Raw genomic sequence first — 18,652 nt, forward strand, 5'->3', positions numbered from 1 at the left:
TTTGCTTTACTAAGCTTGGCAGATATTTGTATTATGGGATTTTTCATTCAAACTTCAGTATGATTTTATGCTATTGCTTGCATTGCTAAGCATGTGGTTTTATCTGTCTGTTAAGTTAGTTTCTAGTGATGAGAATGATATTGAGAAGGTTGTGTGCAGTGCTCCTGCTGTTTTTGCTTTGTGATGTTTCTTTGGCCAATGGTTGGAAGAAGGTTGATGATTTTTCCGGCTATAAGGTTGGCGACAGGGCTAAAGCGCCATGGGTGAGAGGGAATCCCGATGGTAAGCCTATTTCCTTATTTAGGGGGAATTATGGAACACTTAGAATGACTTGGGGGTCTAAAGAGGTTGATACGATGGGGCTGATGCGGCCTATCCCTACATTGCCATCAGACTACGTGACTTATTATTTCGAGCTGACTTTCACAGGGCCTAATTTGGCTCATAATATCTTTTTTTATGATCATGAGAATCCGCGCGAGCGAATGGATCATGCGATTCGCCTGCACTTCATCAATAAGTCTGGGGAAGTAGAAATGACGGCTTCTAATGGTGAGGAGCAGGTACGTGTGGTATCTGGCCTGAAGCTTGAGCAAACCTATCAGGTAAGGTTGGCGGTGAATCAGAGAGATGGTAAATATACGATTTTCTTTAATGACGGCCGCCGGCAAGCTAGGGAAGACGACAAAATTGCGGCGACGATGAATCTGAAGGGCTTTGATAAAACGCGCAAGCTGAAGACCATAGGGTTGCATTGTTATGGCAAGCGCATCAAGACTGATTACCAAATGGGGATTAATCACATTTATGTAGGCGGTGGCGTGAAGCTCGCCTTGCCTTCTGGTTTGTAAGGTTTTTTCCAGCTAGCTCAGTTGGCGCTGGGCTAGTGAGATGGCTTCTGCTCGCAATCCGGGCAGGTGCCATAGAACTCTAATTTGTGATAGAGTCCTTTGTATCCGGTGGTGAAGCGGATTTCTTTTTCTAGCTCGTGCACTGGGCACGGTGCGTTGATGGGCTGGATGTTGCCGCATTCTGTACAGATGAGGTAATCTTTGTGGCGGCCAGGGATGACGAGCTCAAAGTAGGCGGCGCGTTCGTGTAAGCCCATGCGGCGCACGATGTCGTGGTTATTGAGCCGCTGAAGGAGGCGGAATACGGTGGCGTTGTCGCATTGATCAGCCAGCTCTGGTGACTCAGCGCATTCGGCCAATGTCATTGGGCGCTGGGCGGCGGTGAGAACGCTGAGCAGCTTTTCCAATGCTTGAGTTTTGCGCATACCAGCGGCGCGGCAGCGGTCGAGTGCCTCTGTGAGCTGAGTGGACATGAGGGATATTTAGGGCAGGTGTGTGGAAAAATCCAAGGAATTATCACTGGTATGATGATGATTGTGGCGGCTGTTGGATGAAAGAGTTGTCCTACTAATTGATTGGCGCGCGTATTTAGGGTAGTAAATAATTTGAAATGATGAACTTAACTATGAAAATGCCGGTGGCTCTGGCGAGTATGGGCCTGTCTGCAATGCTAGCCACGGCAGCTAGCCCGCCAAATGTAGTGGTATTTTACGTCGATGATATGGGCTGGGGAGATGTTGGTTATCATGGATTTGATGACATCAAGACACCGTCAATTGATAGTTTGGCAGCGGGTGGGGTTCATTTTACTCAAGGGTATACGAGTGCCTCGGTTTGTGGTCCATCGCGCAGCGGCTTGCTCACCGGGGTGTATCAGCAGAAATTAGGGGTATATGGCAATGGCGCAGCTGGCGTGATGAATGCTGAGCAGCCGTTGATTTTTAAGACGCTCAAAGAACATGGTTATACCACGGGAGCGGTGGGCAAGTGGGGCATCCATGTAGGCAGTGAGACGCCTATGCCTACGGATAATGGTGTGGACTTTTTCTACGGGTTTTTAGGCGGTGGTCATGATTATTACCATTCGAGCTTGGATGCAAATCATGCCAAACCTGGCTGGCGTCCGATTTATCGGAATGCCGAGATGGAGCCGCCGATTCAGGAAAAAAATGGCTACCTTACGGAGCTTTTCACCGAAGAATCACTGGGTTTCCTTGACCGTCATGCGGGCGATGAGAAACCATTTTTCCTCTATGTGGCGTACAATGCGGTGCATTCACCGTGGACGGTGCCGCAGCCGTATCTCGATAGGGTGGATGACTTGGAAGTGCACCACCCAGACCGCAAGGTGCTAGCTGGCATGGCTTTGTGCATGGATGATGGTGTGGGGCAAATTGTCGATAAGCTGAAGGAGAAGAATGTTTATGATAATACGATTATCTTTTTCATGTCAGACAATGGTACTCCAGCTGGCCAAGGGGTGAAGAAACCGTACACCCGCACTGAGCGCAACGATACGGTGATGAGCAGCCCTGGACCTTTTAATGGCTACAAGGGCGACACCTACGAAGGCGGTATTCGCATCCCCTACATCATCCATTTCCCCAAAGAGCTGCCGCAGGGAAAGGTCTACGAATACCCCGTGATCAACCTCGACATGGCGGCTACCGTGACCGCGCGCATTGGCGTGGACTCACCGGGTGAGGGAGCCCCATTTGGCTACGACGGCAAAGATCTTTTCCCATACCTGAAAGGCGAGAAAACCGAGCGTCCGCACGAAGTTCTCTACTGGCGCCGCGGCAATGACTACGCCATCCGCGTGGGTGACATGAAGCTGGCCTTTAATGACCAGCGCGGGCCACAGACAATCCGCCTCTTTGATATGGTGAAAGATAAAGAAGAGCGTATTGATTTGGACCTGAAAATGCCTGAGCTAGCGCAGTCATTGCAGGATAGATTTGATGCCTGGGATAGCGAATTGGCACCTGCAAATAGACCGCAAGCAAACCGCAATTTCGACTACGCTAAAGGCCAGCGTACCGACGTGAAGGCATTTAACGCAGCGGCTTTGGCGAATCCCAAAAAGGCTGAGAAAAAAGGCGGCAAGCGTAAGAGTAAAAAATAAACCAAAGTGACAGAGAGAGAATAGACCTATGTGCCGAACGTTCAATAGTTTCAGTCCTAGCAATGAAGTTATTTCGTGCATTGCCAATAGCAGAATATGCGCATAATGTTCTGTCGTACCAATTGTATAGATAGAATGGAAAAGTCAGTCATGATGCCTCATCAATTTTTATCCTCAAGGCGCCCAAAAAGAATGGGCTCTTATTTCGCCGGTTTGGCTCTTGGCTGGTTAGCCACGTCAGGAGCATTGCTCGCTGGAGACGCCAAACAGCAACTGCTAGACGAAGGGGTGGAGCAGATTGTTTTTGCTACCCGCCACCAGTCTATCGACGCTCACTATTACGCTAGCTTTGGCCATTACGCGCAGAGTGAAAATACACCAGCGTACACCGAGTTTGGCCAGCTGGTCATTCTGGATGTGGATTCTGGCGAGATGAATATCTTGCTGGAAGATGAAAAAGGCGGCGTGCGTGATCCGCAGATGCACTACGATGGCAAAAAAATCCTCTTTTCCTACCGTCCTGGTGGCAGCCCGTATTTCAACCTCTACGAAATCGACATCGCCAGCAAAGAGCTGCGCCAAATCACCAAAGGTGAGTATGACGACATCGAGCCAAGCTACCTGCCCAATGGCGATATCGTTTTTGTTTCCACCCGCTCTGAGCGCTGGGTAAACTGCTGGGCGACTCCATCAGCTACCATTCACCGCTGTGATGAAAATGGTGAAAACATCCACGTGCTTTCGTCCAACATCGAACAAGACAATACCCCGTGGGTACTGCCTGACGGGCGGATTTTATATACCCGCTGGGAGTACGTAGATCGCAGCCAGTTTACCTTCCACCACCTGTGGACGATGCATCCAGATGGCACTCGCCAGCAGGCGTATTTTGGCAATATGCACCCGGGCCTCGTCTTCATTGATGGCAAGCCAATCCCGGGCTCAGATGAAGTGCTATTTTCACGTTCTCCCAAACAACACGGCTGGCGCGACCACAAAGGTTACGTTGCCAGAGTCAGTGCCAAAAAAGGCCCCGACCACGAGGAGTCATTAGTGGTGGTGAATGATAAAGTCGTCTGCGTAGATCCATACCCGATCAGCAAAGACCTCTACATCGCGGCGCAAGAAACCGCACTCATTACCATGACGCCAGATGGTGAAGTGGCTAAATTATTTGATCTGCCTAAGCAGCTTATCCAGCAAGGGCTGAAAATTCACGAACCGAGACCGGTGCGTCCGCGTGCACGTGAATCCATCATCCCAGATCGTACCGATGCGGCTGAAGAAACTGGCACCATGATCCTGAGCAACGTCTACGAAGGACGTAACATGGACGGCATCGAGCCAGGCAGCATTCGTGAGCTATTGATCATGGAAACCCTGCCCAAGCCAGTCAACCATGGCGGCACCCAGCCACCAATCAGCTTCTTTGGTACCTTCACATTGATGCGTACTCTGGGCACCGTGCCAGTAGAAGAAGATGGCTCCGCTCATTTTGAAGTGCCAGCTAAGCGACCAATCGTTCTCGCAGCTCTCGATGAAGAAGGCAACAGCGTGCAGCGTATGCTCAGCTTCACCACCGTGATGCCGGGTGAAAAACAAAGCTGTATCGGCTGCCACGAAGATCGTGTTAGCACGCCGCCACCGAGCTACGGCTCCATGTCCATGGCGCTCAAGCGTGAAGCTAGCATTCCCAAGCTGGCTGAACATCGCCCAGAAATCTACGATTTCCCACGCGACATCCAGCCCATCCTCGACCGCCACTGCGTAGAATGTCACTCACCAGATAAGCTGGATGGTCGGGTAAACTTGAGCGGCGATGACGGCCCAATTTTCACTCACAGCTACCACACACTCACCGTGCTGCAGGAAGCCGTGGACAACAGAAACCGCGCTAATGGCAGCCTGCCTCCATATTCATTTGGCTCAGGAGCTAGCCCGCTGATGAAGAAACTTTCCGGCGACCACTACGATGTCAAACTCAGTGATACTGAGATCGACATCATCCGTGGCTGGCTAGATACCGGCTCTGCATTCCCTGGCACCTACGCGGCGCTGGGATCAGGCATCGTTGGCAACTACGACCGCCTGCCAGAGCAATACCACGGTAGAATGTCCTCGCTGAATCAAGTGAGAGATTGGCCAGAAAGTGTCGCTGCGAGCAAAGTGATCAGACAAGACTGCATGAGCTGCCACACGGACAACCGTCGCCTGCCTCTGCACCCAGCTGACCACAAAGGCATTCCTCATTGGTCATGGGGCGGAGTGGATAAACCAATCAAGAGAGACATGGAGTGGCAAGACCGCGAGCTGGTATTCAGCTCTAACCACCAAGTATTCAACCTTAGCCGACCAGACAAATCACTCATGCTACAAGCTCCGCTGAGCAAAGAGCAAGGTGGACTAGGCATCTGTGTGAGTGCGGATGGAAAACCAGTGATAGAGTCTGATGATAGCGAAACCTATCAGCTGATCTTGAAAATGGTAGAGCGCGCTAAGCAAGAGCTCGATGGCACCAGCCGATTCAACCGCGACGACTTTGTGCCGCTGCATTCATACCTCAGACAGATGAAAAACTACGGCATCATCCCTGAGGAATATGATCCGGCTAAACATAAAATCGACCCGTACGAAGTGGACGAACTCTACTTCCAGAAGCACTGGTACCGTGCTGAGGGAGAATTTAATGAGAAAGCAACTTTGATAGAAAGATAAGACCATGCCGACTAGTTAGCACTAGTTAGCTAGTCGAATGGTAGCAGCCAGCCAGCTGGAAATATCTAGCTGGCTGGCAATGATGGAAACCCAAGTTGGCACTAGCCAGCTTGGGTTTTGTTATGTTGCTCTTGGGCTGCAGCGATGGCGTGCTGCGCCATGTGCACCTTGACGATGTTTTCTAACTCGCTAGATGGTCTGGCTGGATCTGGTTTGTGAAATAGACCAAAAAAATTGCGTCCCACTTGGATAGGCGTCATGATGATGCCCCAAGGAAATCCCCACCAGCCAAAGACGCCTGAAAATAACATGCCGCCGATTTTGTTTTTGATTCCACACGAGTGGCAGCAGATGTCAGGTTTGCTTTTCCATGAACTTAGAATAAAAGCTGACCAGATAGAATGTGATGTGTGTACATCGACGGGGCCAGCTTTGCCACATTTTGGGCAGCTGCCCGAGTGAACCTCAATGACGTTCTCGCAGAGGATGTCAGCTGGAATCTGATCGGCGACGTTTAAGACGTAGCCATGGGCGTGGCATTCATCGTTACAGAATTTCAAGTTGCCGTCTTTTTTGCCAGAGAAGATTAGGAAAGACCCGCAGTAGTCGCATTTCGCCATGGTTTTTTAATTGTTAATTTGTTGTGAAGTTAGTTCTCGTCAGCTGGCCATGTTAGTGGGAGAGCAGGGTGAGTTTGTTAGCTTGGCAGTGCGAACGGGCATTTTTGATAGGTGGGGTTAGTTGTCAATTAGAAAGCGGAGGTGACAAGATGTGTGCCATTTATCGTGCCTAACGGTTGGCAGACATGACTATTTTTTAATCTGTACCTGATCCGGTAAACGCTCCACTTTAGCTGGCATGAAATTTTTCTATCGACTTTGTTTAGCCGCAGCTGCGGTGATTTCAGCTGGCTCGCTGCAGGCGCGTCCAGCTGGAGAAAAACCTAACGTCATCATCATCTTAGCAGATGACCTTGGTTACGCCGGTTTGAGCTGTTTTGGAGGCGAGGGCATCTCCACCCCCACACTTGATAGACTAGCTGAAAATGGTGTGAAGTGTGAGAACTTCTACAGCAACAGCACAGTTTGTACGCCCACGCGTGTTGCCTTGATGACTGGCCGCTACCAGCAGCGTGTTGGTGTCGATCATATCTATTACTACTGCCTGAAGGAAAATGACGGCTTAGATCCTAATACCAGTCCATTATTAGCCAAACAATTTAAAGCAGCTGGATATGTCACTGGCGTTTTTGGCAAATGGCACCTCGGCGCTGGCCCAGCGTATCGGCCTGATAAGTTAGGGTTCGATTGGTTCACCGGATTTCTCGATGGCAATATCGACTTCATCTCGCATCACAATACCGAGAGCAAAGTCGATTGGTGGGTGAAAAATGAAGAGCGCAACCAAGAAGGTTACGCTCAAGACTTGCTCAATGAGGCCGTGGTTGACTTTATCGACGAGCACCATGAAAAACCATTTTTCCTCTACGTGCCGCTAGCTGCTGTGCACGTTCCCATGCAGGGACCTAAGGACGAGCCACTGCGTACGGATAGCTTCTACGCCTACCGAGTTGACCATCTATTCCCGCGCGACGAATACATGCGCCGCTACAGCGACATGGTCACCTCTATCGACCGTGGTGTGGACATGATGATGGCTGCTCTGCAAAAATATGAGTTAGAAGAAAATACCTTAGTCATCTTCACCTCAGACAATGGTGGCGAGGCGATTGGCGTGGGACACGCCAAAGTCAATGGGCCGTTCCGTGGCCACAAAGTGAACATGTATGAAGGCGGGCTGCGAGTGCCTGGGCTGATGTATTGGAAGGGTATGTTAGGCGGTGAGTCAGCCAGCCAGACTAGCGATGAAGTGATGCTGACTATGGATCTATTTCCCACTGTGCTAGAGGCCGCTGGTATTGAATACAATGATGATTATCCGCTGGATGGCGTGAGCCTGTGGCCAGCTGTGAGCAAACAAGAGCCGCTCGCTGAGCGTGACCTTTTCTGGATGCATACCGAGCGTCTTGTGATGCGTCGTGGTGATTGGAAGCTCATCCGCCAAGATGGCGGCGAAGAACTCTACAATCTAGCAGATGATCTAGCTGAAGCGAATGATCTATCGGCTTCAGCTGAGCAACAAGAGCGCGTCCAGCAGATGCTCAAAGACTCAGACCAGTGGCGCAAAGAAACCGCCATCGGCGTTCCAGCTGAGCGCGAAATTGGCGTGTGGGTGAAACCAGTGTGGCCGTGTAGCCGCGACGTCAAAGCATTCAACGAAGGGCGCGAGTATAGCTGGCCAAATAACAAATAAGATGATGTCCGTTAGTGCCCCGCAATTCAGTTGCCTCAGACTGGCGTGGATTGTCCAGCTGGCTTCCATTGGCTACCTGCTATGGTTTCTTTTTCATCTTCCAACTGGCAGCGCTGGCAGTGTGATGCTCTGCCATGCTGTCAGCTGTGTTTTGTTGCTAGTGGCATTATTGATAGAGAAAAAGCGCGATCATCTCTGGCTACCTGTGATTTCATTTCTTGTGGTACTAATCATCGTGCCCATGTTTTTGCCTCTCTAATACGAGATAAAAAATGCCGCTCAGAGAAAGCTCTGAGCGGCATTTGATTTCTATCAGCGGGTCAATCTATTCGAGAACGAGGTAGTTAACTTGCTCAGTAGCGTGCTTGCGCTCGCTATTACCAAGCATGTCTTCGTCAGCCACCAAGTTGAGGGAGCTCGAGGAAATTGGGCTCGCACCAAACAGCACTGGCCAGTAGCCGTCTGCGCCGTCCATTGCCGCGCCTGATAGAGCGGCTACACTTGGGTTACTCAGCGCACCACTCAGGCTATAGCTGTATGGGTTATCGCCATTGTTGCTCCAGTGTCTGATAGAGTCGGCGCCAGTAGCAGCCTCGTAGGCCACACCATTAATGGTGCCTGAGCCAGACTCAATGACGATGTAACCGATCGTCTCGTCAGCGCGGCTAACGACTGAGTCTTCACCAACGTGTTTGCCGATGTTGAGGTTGTTAGCATCAGGTGTGTTATTGCGCGAGCTTCCATGACACCAGAACACTGATGGGCTGTCGTCATTGTTACTCATCACTTGGCCAAGCACTACTGGTGAGGTGTAGCTGTTGTTATAGCTTACTGATTCAGCCAGCCAGTTGTTATTTTCAGCGGTCACCGTAGAGGTCATGCGCGCAGCTTCCATGGTCACGCCGTGCGCTGCGTGTGTGTAAATACCAGCTTCTACGGCGACAATGGAGACGTCTAGCGAGATCGAGTCTGTGAGACCATCAAATCTATCGATTTGGATTTCAAAACCTGACCCAGAGACATTTCGCAGACGAGTGACTACAGGAGGAGTCGTGCTATCTGGATAGATCGGTGTGGCAATGATCACCGCTGAGTGGTAGTAGGTGCCGAGATCAACTTGCGTCCAGTTAGTATTGCCCACACTGCTGAGTGTTGTGCGCGCTAGCTTTGGCGTTAGATCTTGCTCTACAGTCACCGTGATGGTGGCACTGGCTGAGGTAAACTCAGCGTCGGAAGCCGTGAAGCTGAAGCTGTCCGTACCGTAGAAACCTGCATTTGGTGTGTAGGTCACTAAGCTGCCTTGTTGGCTCAGCTGGCCGCTAGCTGGCTGGCCAGTGATATTGTAGTTCAGGTTGTCACCGTCGGGGTCGCTTCCTGTCAGTGTAATCTGAGCATCGCTGCCTTCAATTAAGGTCAGGCTGTCGTTATTAGCAACTGGTGGAAGGTTAGAGATCTCGATAGTTAGCGAGACATTGGCGGTGATGTTTTGGTTTCCATCAGTGAGGGTGTAAGTGAAACTATCAGAGCCAGACTGGCCAGCTGATGGTGTGTAGGTCACTTTGCCATTATCAATCACCGCTGTGCCGCGTGTGCCGTTAGTAACTGAAACTAGCGATAGAGTATCGCCATCTGCATCGCTATCGTTAGCGAGTACATCGATGGTGATGGTGTCTTCTTGATCTACCAGATAGCCCGTATCATCTAGCGCGACAGGTGCGGCGTTGCCAACCATGGAGACATTGTCAAACAGCGTGCGCTGAGCCGAACTGCTGCCGTTGTTATCGACGCGGAGAATGACTCTGCCAAAGGCTGCACTAGCTGGTGCTTGGTGGCTGCCCTGCAAGGTGTACCAGATTCCCGGTGTTTCATTGGCAATGTCACCTTCGTCCACGATGATGGTTGAACCAATGAGTCCACCAAGGGCGTCGTACCATTCCAGCTGGAGCGTCGGCTCCCACTTGTTGTTATTGTCGCCTTTGTTGTAGTAGTCAGTGCTGAGCTGGTAGATGTCGCCTGCATTCACCGGGATGTCTTGGTAAATGTAGGAATTTTGCCAACGAGACTCGATGTAGCGTGAGGCAATACCATCTAGGGTAGCAACTTCTAACCAGATGTTTGCATCACCAACGGTCACTCGGCGCCAGCTTGGAACGTCAAACGCTTCATCCAAGTTCTTGCTGTCGGTGCCTACATCAAATTGTGCATTGCTAACAAGGTTAGCTCCCGGAGTGCCAGGGGCTTCACTGGCTGCGCTATCCAGCTGGATGATGTAATCTAGCAATTCTTGTTGGGCGCTAGCTGATAATGATCTGACGACTGCGTGGGCGCTGCCGTCTGGTGCATTGGTGGCATTAAATACCTCAGCTAGAGTAGCTGCTGAACCATCATGGAGATAAGGAGCTGTGTCAGCTAGACCTTTCAGCGTAGGCGTATCAATGCCGTCTAATAGGCCTGATAGACGTTGACCTGAGCTGACCTTGATCGTGCCGATATCGTGGCGAACTAGGCTAGCGCTGTCAGTAAAGTCAGCACCGCCGTGGCACTGCGCACAGTTGAGATCAGCAAAGTGTCTCTGGCCAAGGTATGCGGATGCAGTCATGTAGCCGTCAGCCTCGCGAGCTGGGCTGCGCGGTTCATGTTTGAGCGAAGTGACATAAGCTGCTAGAGCGTCGAGCTCCACGCTGTGGCCAGCTTTACTATCACCGAGTGGCTGGTTGCGAGAGCCTGTGTTGAAATCACTATCAGCTAGGAATCCAGTGCCGCCGAATGGTCCGCGAATGTCGTGTTCGAAGTCTTGGATTTCATCAAAGTTACCAGACCAGTGAACGCGACCATGGCCAGTACCGCGTTTGCCGTTGAGCGTTGAGTTGTTACGTATGCCTTCGCCGCGCTCGGTGAAGTCGTAGGTGCGACCGTCTTGGCCACCGTCGTCGTGACAAGAGGCACAGCTGAGGTAGCTATCGCGCGACATGCGTTCGTCGTTAGCATTGTAGAAGACTTGTTTGCCTAGCAGGACTTCCGCGCTGAGCGTTTCATTGCTAACAGTGATGGTATTCAGCTGGACGTTAGTCGCTCCTTGATAGGCTAGGAATGGCTGAATATCAAATGACTGCACTGAGCGGCTCATGAAGTTTTTCACGAACAAGTTGCCGGAAGTGGCGTCGTATAACAAAGCATCTGGCGAGAGCTCGGTGAGCAATGTTTTACGCAGCGCCATGGTGCCGTCGAGGATGTCGTAGATTAGCACTTCGTTATTTCCGCGCATAGCAATGAAGACGTAGTCACCGAGTGGTGAGAACTCCACTGCCGCTGGGAAGGCTTTGTTATCGTGGTCAAATCGGCGTCCAGCTAGTTCGCTAGAGCTGGAGAGCTCGACAACGGCGGTGACCGCACGAATGGTATTTTGGAATGCTTGTGAGTCTGGCTGGCCACTGCCACCTTCGAGGAATTCTCCGCGATCGGTATTGGCTTTTGTGGCGGCGACCCACAGTTCGTCGCCAGCGGGATTGATAGATAATCCAGCTAGATAGTTAAGGATGCCTCTGCCGTTAGCGGATTCATCAATCGAGGTATCTTTAGCCAGATTGATAGTGGTGGTCAGGCTCATGTTGGTGAGGTCGACTTGCCAAACATGCGCGGTTTCCACTTCTGTAATAAACTGTGAGACGTAGGCTTTGTTGCCGTCGCCATCGATAGCAATCGCACGTGCGCCACGGCTTAGTTCTAGCTGACGGGTGACGATTTTACTAGCTGGATCAATCTCGAGCAACTGACCAGAACCTTCCAGCGCAACGTAGAACTTATCATTGCCAGCATGATAGGTGATGCCAGATGGAGCGCTGCCGTAATCTAGTTTGATGGATTCAGATAGATTATTGTTGGATGTGGTAATGATATCAATTTGATCGTTTCCTTTACAGGTAACCCAAACTTCGTCGACGCTGTTAGTCGCGACGGAGACCGGCTTCTGGCCGACGGCTACTTCTTTAACCTTGGTATTGGTATCCGCAAGTAGGGCGCTGACTGTATTGTTATCTGGGTTGACCGACCAGATGGTGGCGGTCGTAGTATCGATCGTTAGACCACTGCTTTTCGCCGGAGCGGCGCCAGTTGGCACGGAGCCCACGGTGATGGTGTAGTTGTAGCTAGACACATTGCCTGAGGCATCGCGCACGTTGACCAAAATTTGATGGCGACCGTCAGTAGAAAAGCTAGTCGTTAGGTCGGCTGCACTTTGCCAGGCACCAGCGACGCCGTCTTGAACCAGCTGGTACTCGAGCGCTTCACCTTCGGAGTCGATGGCGAAGGGCGATAGAGTCACACTTTGGCCAGCGCTCACCGGGTAGGTGGATAGATTGAAATCTGTCACCAGCGGAGCTGCGTTGCTATTATCAATAGCTGAGTCTGAGGTGGTGAAACTTGAGGTGAAGGTGGTTTCTAATCCATTGCCGACGACGTCTTTGATGCCGCCTTGGCTGACAACAATTTCGTAGGTGGTGCTAACGGCTAGATCTTCGTCAGGAGTGAAGGTGATGATGTCTTTATCTGAGTAGGTGAAGTAACCTGCTAGAGTTTGTCCACCCACAGGACGCACGATGAAGTTTTCCGGAGTGATAGATGAGGTATCGAGGTTCTCTGGAATGACGATGGCGATGCGGCTTTTTACCGACTGGCCAGTAGCGCCGTTCACTGGGTTGCAGTAGCTAACATCTGGGCCGCGAGTATCGGGCTCGGTTGAGCTAGCGTAAAATGCGGCGTGACCTTTTCCTCCAACAGAGAGAACCACATTGCCCATCGGAACCATGTATTCAGCTCCAACATCAAAGGTAGCGATGGTGCTGAGGTCGTCCATGTTATACATGCCGCGGCCAATGTAGCCGATGTTGTCTTGGAATTGGATGTAGTGGTTGAGACCTGTGGCCACAAAGCTACCAACGACGGTTAGGTTGCTCGGATCTGAGAAATCCACCACCGTTGTGCGTTTGTTGCCCGCCGCATCTTTACCTGGCATGACGAGTTTGTCGCCGTACACAGCTGGCTCGTAGGCATTGCCTACTCCGTAGATGAGATCTAGCAGTACTGGGTTGGCTGGGTTAGAAACATCGTAGGCTGCCACACCGTCGCCGGTATTACTGGCGGTGACTAACATCAAGTTGCCAACCACCGTCATGCAGCCGCGGAATCCTAGCTGGTTTTCAAAATCCAAATCTACCAGCTTGGTATCGGTTTTCATGTCCCAGATCTCAGCAGCCACATGACTGCGTGGGTAGCCGTACTGACCGTAGTATGCGTAGCGGCCGTCGAAGAAGGCATTCACGTCTGGAGATCTTTGCGCTACCAAGTTCTGCGGCGTGGCATGACTCACCGCAGGAAGCTGGCTGATATCGATGAATTTATCTTCATTGTTATAGGTGGCATTGATGTAGAGGTCTTGGCCATCGGGCATCAGGTACTCGCTGTAGAGGTGCTCAGGGCGGTGTACGTCGTAGTGCTGGCTAACACGTCTTGGATTGGTGATGTCTGAGAAGTCGTAGACGGAAATGCCGCCAGTATTGGCTAGCTTGCGACCGTCTGAGTAGAACCAGCCATCACGGTAGCCGATAGAAACAACACGTCCTTCTTCGCCGCTGTCGCCCACGCCATTGAGGTCAAATTCAAGAATCTTCTCACCCACGGTGGTATAGCTTTGCTGGTTGATGCCGGGGCCGCTGAGGCCTAGCGCTCTACCATTGAGCACGTTAGCAGTGCGGGATGTTGTCTCTCCTTGCAGTCCGTTTAGATAGAGATGGCGAATTTCGGCAGCATTAAGTTCGCGGTTCCACACGGCTAGCTCGTCGAGCTCGGCGTGCACGCCTGCGGTTCCAGCTAGCTGACCGATGCGGTCTAGTGGCAAGTCCATCACCCTGAAAGCTGAGGCAAATGGCGGTGTGCCGTAGGCGTAACCGTCGACGTAGACACAGGTGGTATGTTCGCCAGCCACCATGGCTAGGTGAACCCACTGGTCACTTGGCATCGCTTTCTCTAGCGATAGATCACCGCTAACAGCCTTGCTAATGCCTATTTCTTCAATGCCATCTTGTTTGAGGCGAACTGAGCCGTTAGCGGAGTCAAATAGAACTTCCATGGCCTCACCTGTAGCGCTGCGTTTTACCCAAGCTGAAAATGTCCACGGGTAGCTGATATCGCCAGCATTTAGGTCGATAGCTTCAGCTACGTCATCTAACTTTACTGCTTGGCCAAATGGGCCGTTAGTATAACTCACGCCACCTACCGCAGAGCCATTCAGCTGGCTGGGTCCGGCGTCGTTCAAGTCGCCATCAAATGGCCAGTAGCCAACCAACCCGCTGCCCATTTCAGTAGCGCTGAGTGGCTGGTTTAAATCCTCCTTTGTTAGTGATACATTGTCGACTATGATAGACGACTGCGAAGTGGTGACCAATGTTGGCTCGGTGGTATAATGCACTTGCACACGCACGGTTTCGCAGCCAGCTGGAGCAATGCCCTCAAGCTCGTAGCGATGCCAGCTGGTGTCGACAACCAATGCATCTACGTCTAGATTCTGGCGGGAAATTTCCTGCCCGCTAGCGTCTAACCAGACGATGGACGTTTCCATCTGTGTGCCATTGGCGAGCACGTTAGCATTAAAGGCTGAGCTGAGTGCTAGATGATAGCGGTCTCCGGCAACGGCTGGGATATCCTGATAGAGTGTCTGATCCAGATTGGTGATCCAGCCTTTCAGCCACGCTCCTTGGTTGCCAGATTCTGATGACCAGCCAGCATTTTGAATTGTCGTATAGTTAGAGTTACCAATAACAAACCAGTCGCCACTAGTGTTCATGGCGGTGCCGCCGCTGGAAAGCGCCGGTTCTTCAAAGCCTACATTCTGCAGCAGCTCGGTAGCTGAAAGAGAGGACATACAAAGCAGCGAGCTAAGCGCAGCCAGCCCAAGCGGGCTGTATTTCTCTCTAGGGTGAGGAAGGTGAAGTTTTTTCATTGTTGTGTTTGAGGTTGCTCTTCTTCACAAACGTAGTTTTCATATGCAAAACTTCGATGGTGAGGGAGATCAGGCTATTTTCCCCGATCTCATGGGCTTTGTGGAGATAAAAACCCATCATGGCTTTTTCACATCCAATAAAATTGTAAGGATTTCATTTCCTGCAAACATTTACATCTATTGATGTGTCGTACAGGATTCACTCAAACGCATGTTCCTCGCCGCAGTGAAAATAGTCAAAGACTAGCATTTCCGTAATTACGTAAAATCGTTAGTTTTGCGCCAAATGGTCAATAAACTGTAACTCAGAGACTTGCCAAAAAAGGGGGGCAAGAGGGGTAAATAAATCACTAATACAGCTGTTTAGTGTGATATAAATGAGTATAATAGCTGGCTGGATTCTAGCGGATCATCTTCTCGCTCAGGCGAGATTTTACCACCGCGAGATCTCCAGCAGCCCGCAGAGGGGGAAGGCAGCTGGACTATATAAGCGCGTGATTAAAACGCTGCGGTATATTAAAGCATAGCTATTTAAGCTGGCTGATAAAGGGCATAAAAAATGCACATGATTGCGCATTTCTACCAGAATGAACTCGTTAGGCGGTTGATTTGTAAACGTTTCAATCAACAGATATTGAGTCAGTTATCACAATTGGCGCGGGGTCATCTATGCAGAGTGTGGTATATTACAGCCGTCCGCCCAAGGCAGACAAACCTGTAATGACATCCAAAGACACAATCAATCGACCCGTATTTTTCAGCTCCTTATTGATCACATTAGTAACCGTGATTTATTCCGTCCTCCAGCCAGAGGGTAGCGCGGAACTATTCCAATCCATGCAATCATGGATCACCGGCAACGTTAGCTGGCTCTATGTGTTAGGTGTGGCTAGTTTCCTCATCTTCATCTTCTCTATCATGGTTAGCCGCCTGGGCGACATCAAGCTCGGCCCAGATCACTCCGAGCCGGATTATTCCAACAAATCCTGGTTTGCCATGTTGTTCTCCGCTGGCATGGGCATCGGCCTGATGTTCTTTGGTGTTGCCGAGCCAGTGATGCACTATCTAGCACCTCCTGTGGGCACGCCGGAATCTATCAATGCCGCCGAGCAGGCACTGCGCATTACCTTCTTCCACTGGGGCCTCCACGCCTGGGGCATCTACACGGTAGTGGCGCTCAGCTTATCATATTTCAGCTATCGTCATAACTTACCACTGCTGCCGCGTTCTGCGCTCTATCCGCTGATTGGTGAGAAAATTTACGGACCTATCGGCCACGCTGTGGATACCTTTGCGGTTATCGGCACCCTGTTCGGTGTAGCTACTTCACTTGGTTTTGGTGTGCAGCAGCTCAATGCTGGCCTGCACTTCCTCTTTGGTCTTGAGCAATCTACCATCGCTCAGGTGGTCTTGATTGTTATCGTCACCGGCCTAGCCACCATCTCAGTGGTGCTTGGCTTAGACGCTGGCATTAAAAGACTCTCAAATATCAACATGCTGCTAGCTGTTGCCTTGTTAGTAATTGTTTTACTCATGGGCCCTACTCAGATGCTGCTGCAGACACTCGTGCAAAATACCGGCACCTACATGAGCGAGCTCGTTAGTAGCACCTTCAACATGTACGCCTACGAGAAAAAGGAAGCATGGTTAGGTGGCTGGACACTATTCTACTGGGGCTGGTTCATTGCTTGGTCACCATTTGTAGGCACCTTCATCGCCCGTGTATCACGCGGTCGTACGATCCGTGAGTTCATCGTTGGTGTGCTCTTCATTCCTACTGGCTTCACTTTCTTGTGGATGACTATTTTTGGCAATACTGCCCTGCATGAAATTGCTGGAGCGAGTAATGATATCCTATCATCCGCCGTTGGAGATAATGTAGCTGTAGCTATCTTTGTTTTCTATCAGCAGCTTCCTGTTGTGGAAATTATGTCCATGCAGCTACCTCTAGCGGGTCTGTTAGCGGGCCTGTCATTAATCTTGATCGCCACCTTCTTCATCACCTCAGCTGATTCTGGCGCGCTGGTGATAGATACCATCACCGCGGGAGGAGAGACCAATACTCCTGCTTGGCAGCGCATCTTCTGGACATCTATGATTGGCATCGTCGCCCTCGTACTGCTCTACGCTGGTGGGCTCTCCAGCTTGCAAACCCTAGTGATTGCCAGCGCCTTCCCATTCCTCTTTGTGATCATCCTCTTCTGTTTCTCGCTATTCAAAGCGCTGCGACACGATTACATGCTCATCAACAGCGTGCAGAGCCACAATACATCCGTGCAATTCTCCAAGGCTAACGTCAGCTGGCAAGAGCGTATGGATTCGTTGTTAGTCAATCCATCTCATAAGGAAGCTCAAGATTTCCTCCAGCTAGAAGTGCGCCCAGCCATGAGCAAACTCGTCAAACAGTTTGAATCTAATGGATTCGCTACAAAATTGCTAGAAGAAGACGAACGTGTCCGCCTCGTCGTCATCAAAGATGAAGTAGAAAACTTCTCCTATGGCATCCGCCTGCGTCAGTTTGCTGTGCCAGTATATGCCGATGAGACACGCGAAGGTTACTACCGCGCCGAGGTATTCCTTCACCAAGGTGGCCAGCAATACGACGTTTACGGCTACAACGAAGACCAAATCATTGCCGACTTCATCAGCCAGTACGAACGCCACCTGCACTTCCTCTATCTCGCCAGCTCAGAGATTCTCGACGACGAGCAGGTAGGTGAGGACGCTGAAAATAAATCCTAACGAATTGGTCTGTGCGCTGGCTGGATTGACTTTCGCAGCACGGACTAACTAATTAACTAGCTGGGCCGTCCAGCTAGAAAATCTAGCCACCCGCACATAACATCCAGCTAGTCCGCCCTCACCACCGAGGGCGATCAACCATACCAACCCGCTTGACTCCAGCCCGCTGGACAAGCGGGTTTTTTTTGTCTATCATCATGACCCATTCAGCTAGGAGTGTTGGCAGGGAGATCCGCTTACCATTTTTTTTACCGCCTTGGGAATGTGTGAAGCTATTGAAGTAGTCAGAGCCGAAGCAGCCTTTTAGACAATCTGCTAGTGCGAATGGTTTACAATGAGGGAGAGCTAGTGAGGGAGAGCTGTGTGGGAGAGCTGTGTGGGAGAGCTGTGTGGGAGAGCTGTGTGGTGAATTAGCCCGTAGGGCTAGAGGATTTTAGCCGCGGGTCAACGAGCCCAGCGAGTGCAACCCGTGGTTGCATTCCAGCTAGATCCGTTCCCCGAAGGGGAAATGGAACGTAGCGGGTATTTGTTCATCCAGCTCAAGCAGAAATAGCTAGGCAGACATTAGTTCTAAAATGATATGGTTGGGGGGAATTTCCTGCGAGTCTAATGCTAAAGTTGTCTTGTCATAGGCCCATACGGTATAAATCAACAAGTCGATTAAGTTGCATTCCTTAACCACTTGCCAGCTACGTAACATAGCCAATGTGAAAATTTTAACCTCAACCCAAAAAACTAGCGCACTGAGTGGTTAGTGTGCTAGACGTTAGCGAAACAATGAATCACCTCCCGAGAAAGCCATACCTAGTAGCCCTTGTTGCAACATTTGGTCTCGTAATATTTTACCATTTCGGTGGTCCCATATGGCGGCCAATCAAAGCTCGCCTCACAGGTGAGAAGACCGTTGTGCAG

Annotated in this window: 8 protein-coding genes; 5 read left to right on the forward strand and 3 right to left on the reverse strand. The window is 50.8% G+C overall.

The genetic code is table 11. From position 1 onward, the window contains the following. The first annotated feature begins 128 nt into the window (after positions 1 to 128). A complete protein-coding gene (locus tag JIN82_RS13185; protein WP_200312123.1) occupies positions 129 to 851 on the forward strand; it encodes a hypothetical protein in 723 nt (240 codons plus the stop codon). Between the two features lie 32 nt (positions 852 to 883). Here JIN82_RS13185 and JIN82_RS13190 read toward each other — a convergent pair whose 3' ends face one another. Continuing rightward, positions 884 to 1,324, reverse strand: coding sequence for a Fur family transcriptional regulator (locus tag JIN82_RS13190; protein ID WP_200312124.1), 441 nt, complete (start codon positions 1,322 to 1,324; stop codon positions 884 to 886). A gap of 137 nt (positions 1,325 to 1,461) precedes the next feature. On the opposite strand from JIN82_RS13190, the gene JIN82_RS13195 reads away from it, so the two are divergent. Together JIN82_RS13195 and JIN82_RS13200 are read left to right on the forward strand one after the other, a co-directional pair. Further along, on the forward strand, positions 1,462 to 2,976 hold the full coding sequence (locus tag JIN82_RS13195; protein WP_200312125.1) for a sulfatase family protein: 1,515 nt from the start codon (positions 1,462 to 1,464) through the stop codon (positions 2,974 to 2,976). A gap of 192 nt (positions 2,977 to 3,168) precedes the next feature. Next, on the forward strand, positions 3,169 to 5,691 hold the full coding sequence (locus JIN82_RS13200; RefSeq protein ID WP_234042014.1) for an HzsA-related protein: 2,523 nt from the start codon (positions 3,169 to 3,171) through the stop codon (positions 5,689 to 5,691). Positions 5,692 to 5,792: 101 nt separating this feature from the next. On the opposite strand, the gene JIN82_RS13205 is transcribed toward JIN82_RS13200, so the two are convergent. Next, on the reverse strand, positions 5,793 to 6,311 hold the full coding sequence (locus JIN82_RS13205; RefSeq protein ID WP_200312127.1) for a hypothetical protein: 519 nt from the start codon (positions 6,309 to 6,311) through the stop codon (positions 5,793 to 5,795). Positions 6,312 to 6,549: 238 nt separating this feature from the next. Between JIN82_RS13205 and JIN82_RS13210 the strand changes: the two genes are divergently transcribed. Then, positions 6,550 to 8,004, forward strand: a complete 1,455-nt coding sequence (locus JIN82_RS13210; protein WP_200312128.1) for a sulfatase-like hydrolase/transferase — start codon at positions 6,550 to 6,552, stop codon at positions 8,002 to 8,004. 325 nt (positions 8,005 to 8,329) lie between these two features. Here the strand turns inward: JIN82_RS13210 and JIN82_RS13215 are convergent, their stop codons facing one another. Further along, on the reverse strand, positions 8,330 to 14,920 hold the full coding sequence (locus JIN82_RS13215; RefSeq protein ID WP_234042015.1) for an Ig-like domain-containing protein: 6,591 nt from the start codon (positions 14,918 to 14,920) through the stop codon (positions 8,330 to 8,332). Positions 14,921 to 15,718: 798 nt separating this feature from the next. Between JIN82_RS13215 and JIN82_RS13220 the strand changes: the two genes are divergently transcribed. Beyond that, positions 15,719 to 17,740, forward strand: a complete 2,022-nt coding sequence (locus JIN82_RS13220) for a BCCT family transporter (RefSeq protein ID WP_343221746.1) — start codon at positions 15,719 to 15,721, stop codon at positions 17,738 to 17,740. Positions 17,741 to 18,652: the final 912 nt, after the last annotated feature.

Origin of the sequence: Persicirhabdus sediminis (assembly GCF_016595495.1) — a bacterium.
In the GTDB taxonomy this organism is placed as follows: Bacteria; Verrucomicrobiota; Verrucomicrobiia; order Verrucomicrobiales; family Akkermansiaceae; genus Persicirhabdus; species Persicirhabdus sediminis.

What these genes read in the sequence shown, in the direction of transcription:
- JIN82_RS13185 (WP_200312123.1), top strand. Translation starts at nt 129, where the DNA reads ATGAGAATGATATTGAGAAGGTTGTGTGCAGTGCTCCTGCTGTTTTTG.
- JIN82_RS13190 (WP_200312124.1), bottom strand. Translation starts at nt 1,324, where the DNA reads ATGTCCACTCAGCTCACAGAGGCACTCGACCGCTGCCGCGCCGCTGGT.
- JIN82_RS13195 (WP_200312125.1), top strand. Translation starts at nt 1,462, where the DNA reads ATGATGAACTTAACTATGAAAATGCCGGTGGCTCTGGCGAGTATGGGC.
- JIN82_RS13200 (WP_234042014.1), top strand. Translation starts at nt 3,169, where the DNA reads ATGGGCTCTTATTTCGCCGGTTTGGCTCTTGGCTGGTTAGCCACGTCA.
- JIN82_RS13205 (WP_200312127.1), bottom strand. Translation starts at nt 6,311, where the DNA reads ATGGCGAAATGCGACTACTGCGGGTCTTTCCTAATCTTCTCTGGCAAA.
- JIN82_RS13210 (WP_200312128.1), top strand. Translation starts at nt 6,550, where the DNA reads ATGAAATTTTTCTATCGACTTTGTTTAGCCGCAGCTGCGGTGATTTCA.
- JIN82_RS13215 (WP_234042015.1), bottom strand. Translation starts at nt 14,920, where the DNA reads ATGTCCTCTCTTTCAGCTACCGAGCTGCTGCAGAATGTAGGCTTTGAA.
- JIN82_RS13220 (WP_343221746.1), top strand. Translation starts at nt 15,719, where the DNA reads ATGACATCCAAAGACACAATCAATCGACCCGTATTTTTCAGCTCCTTA.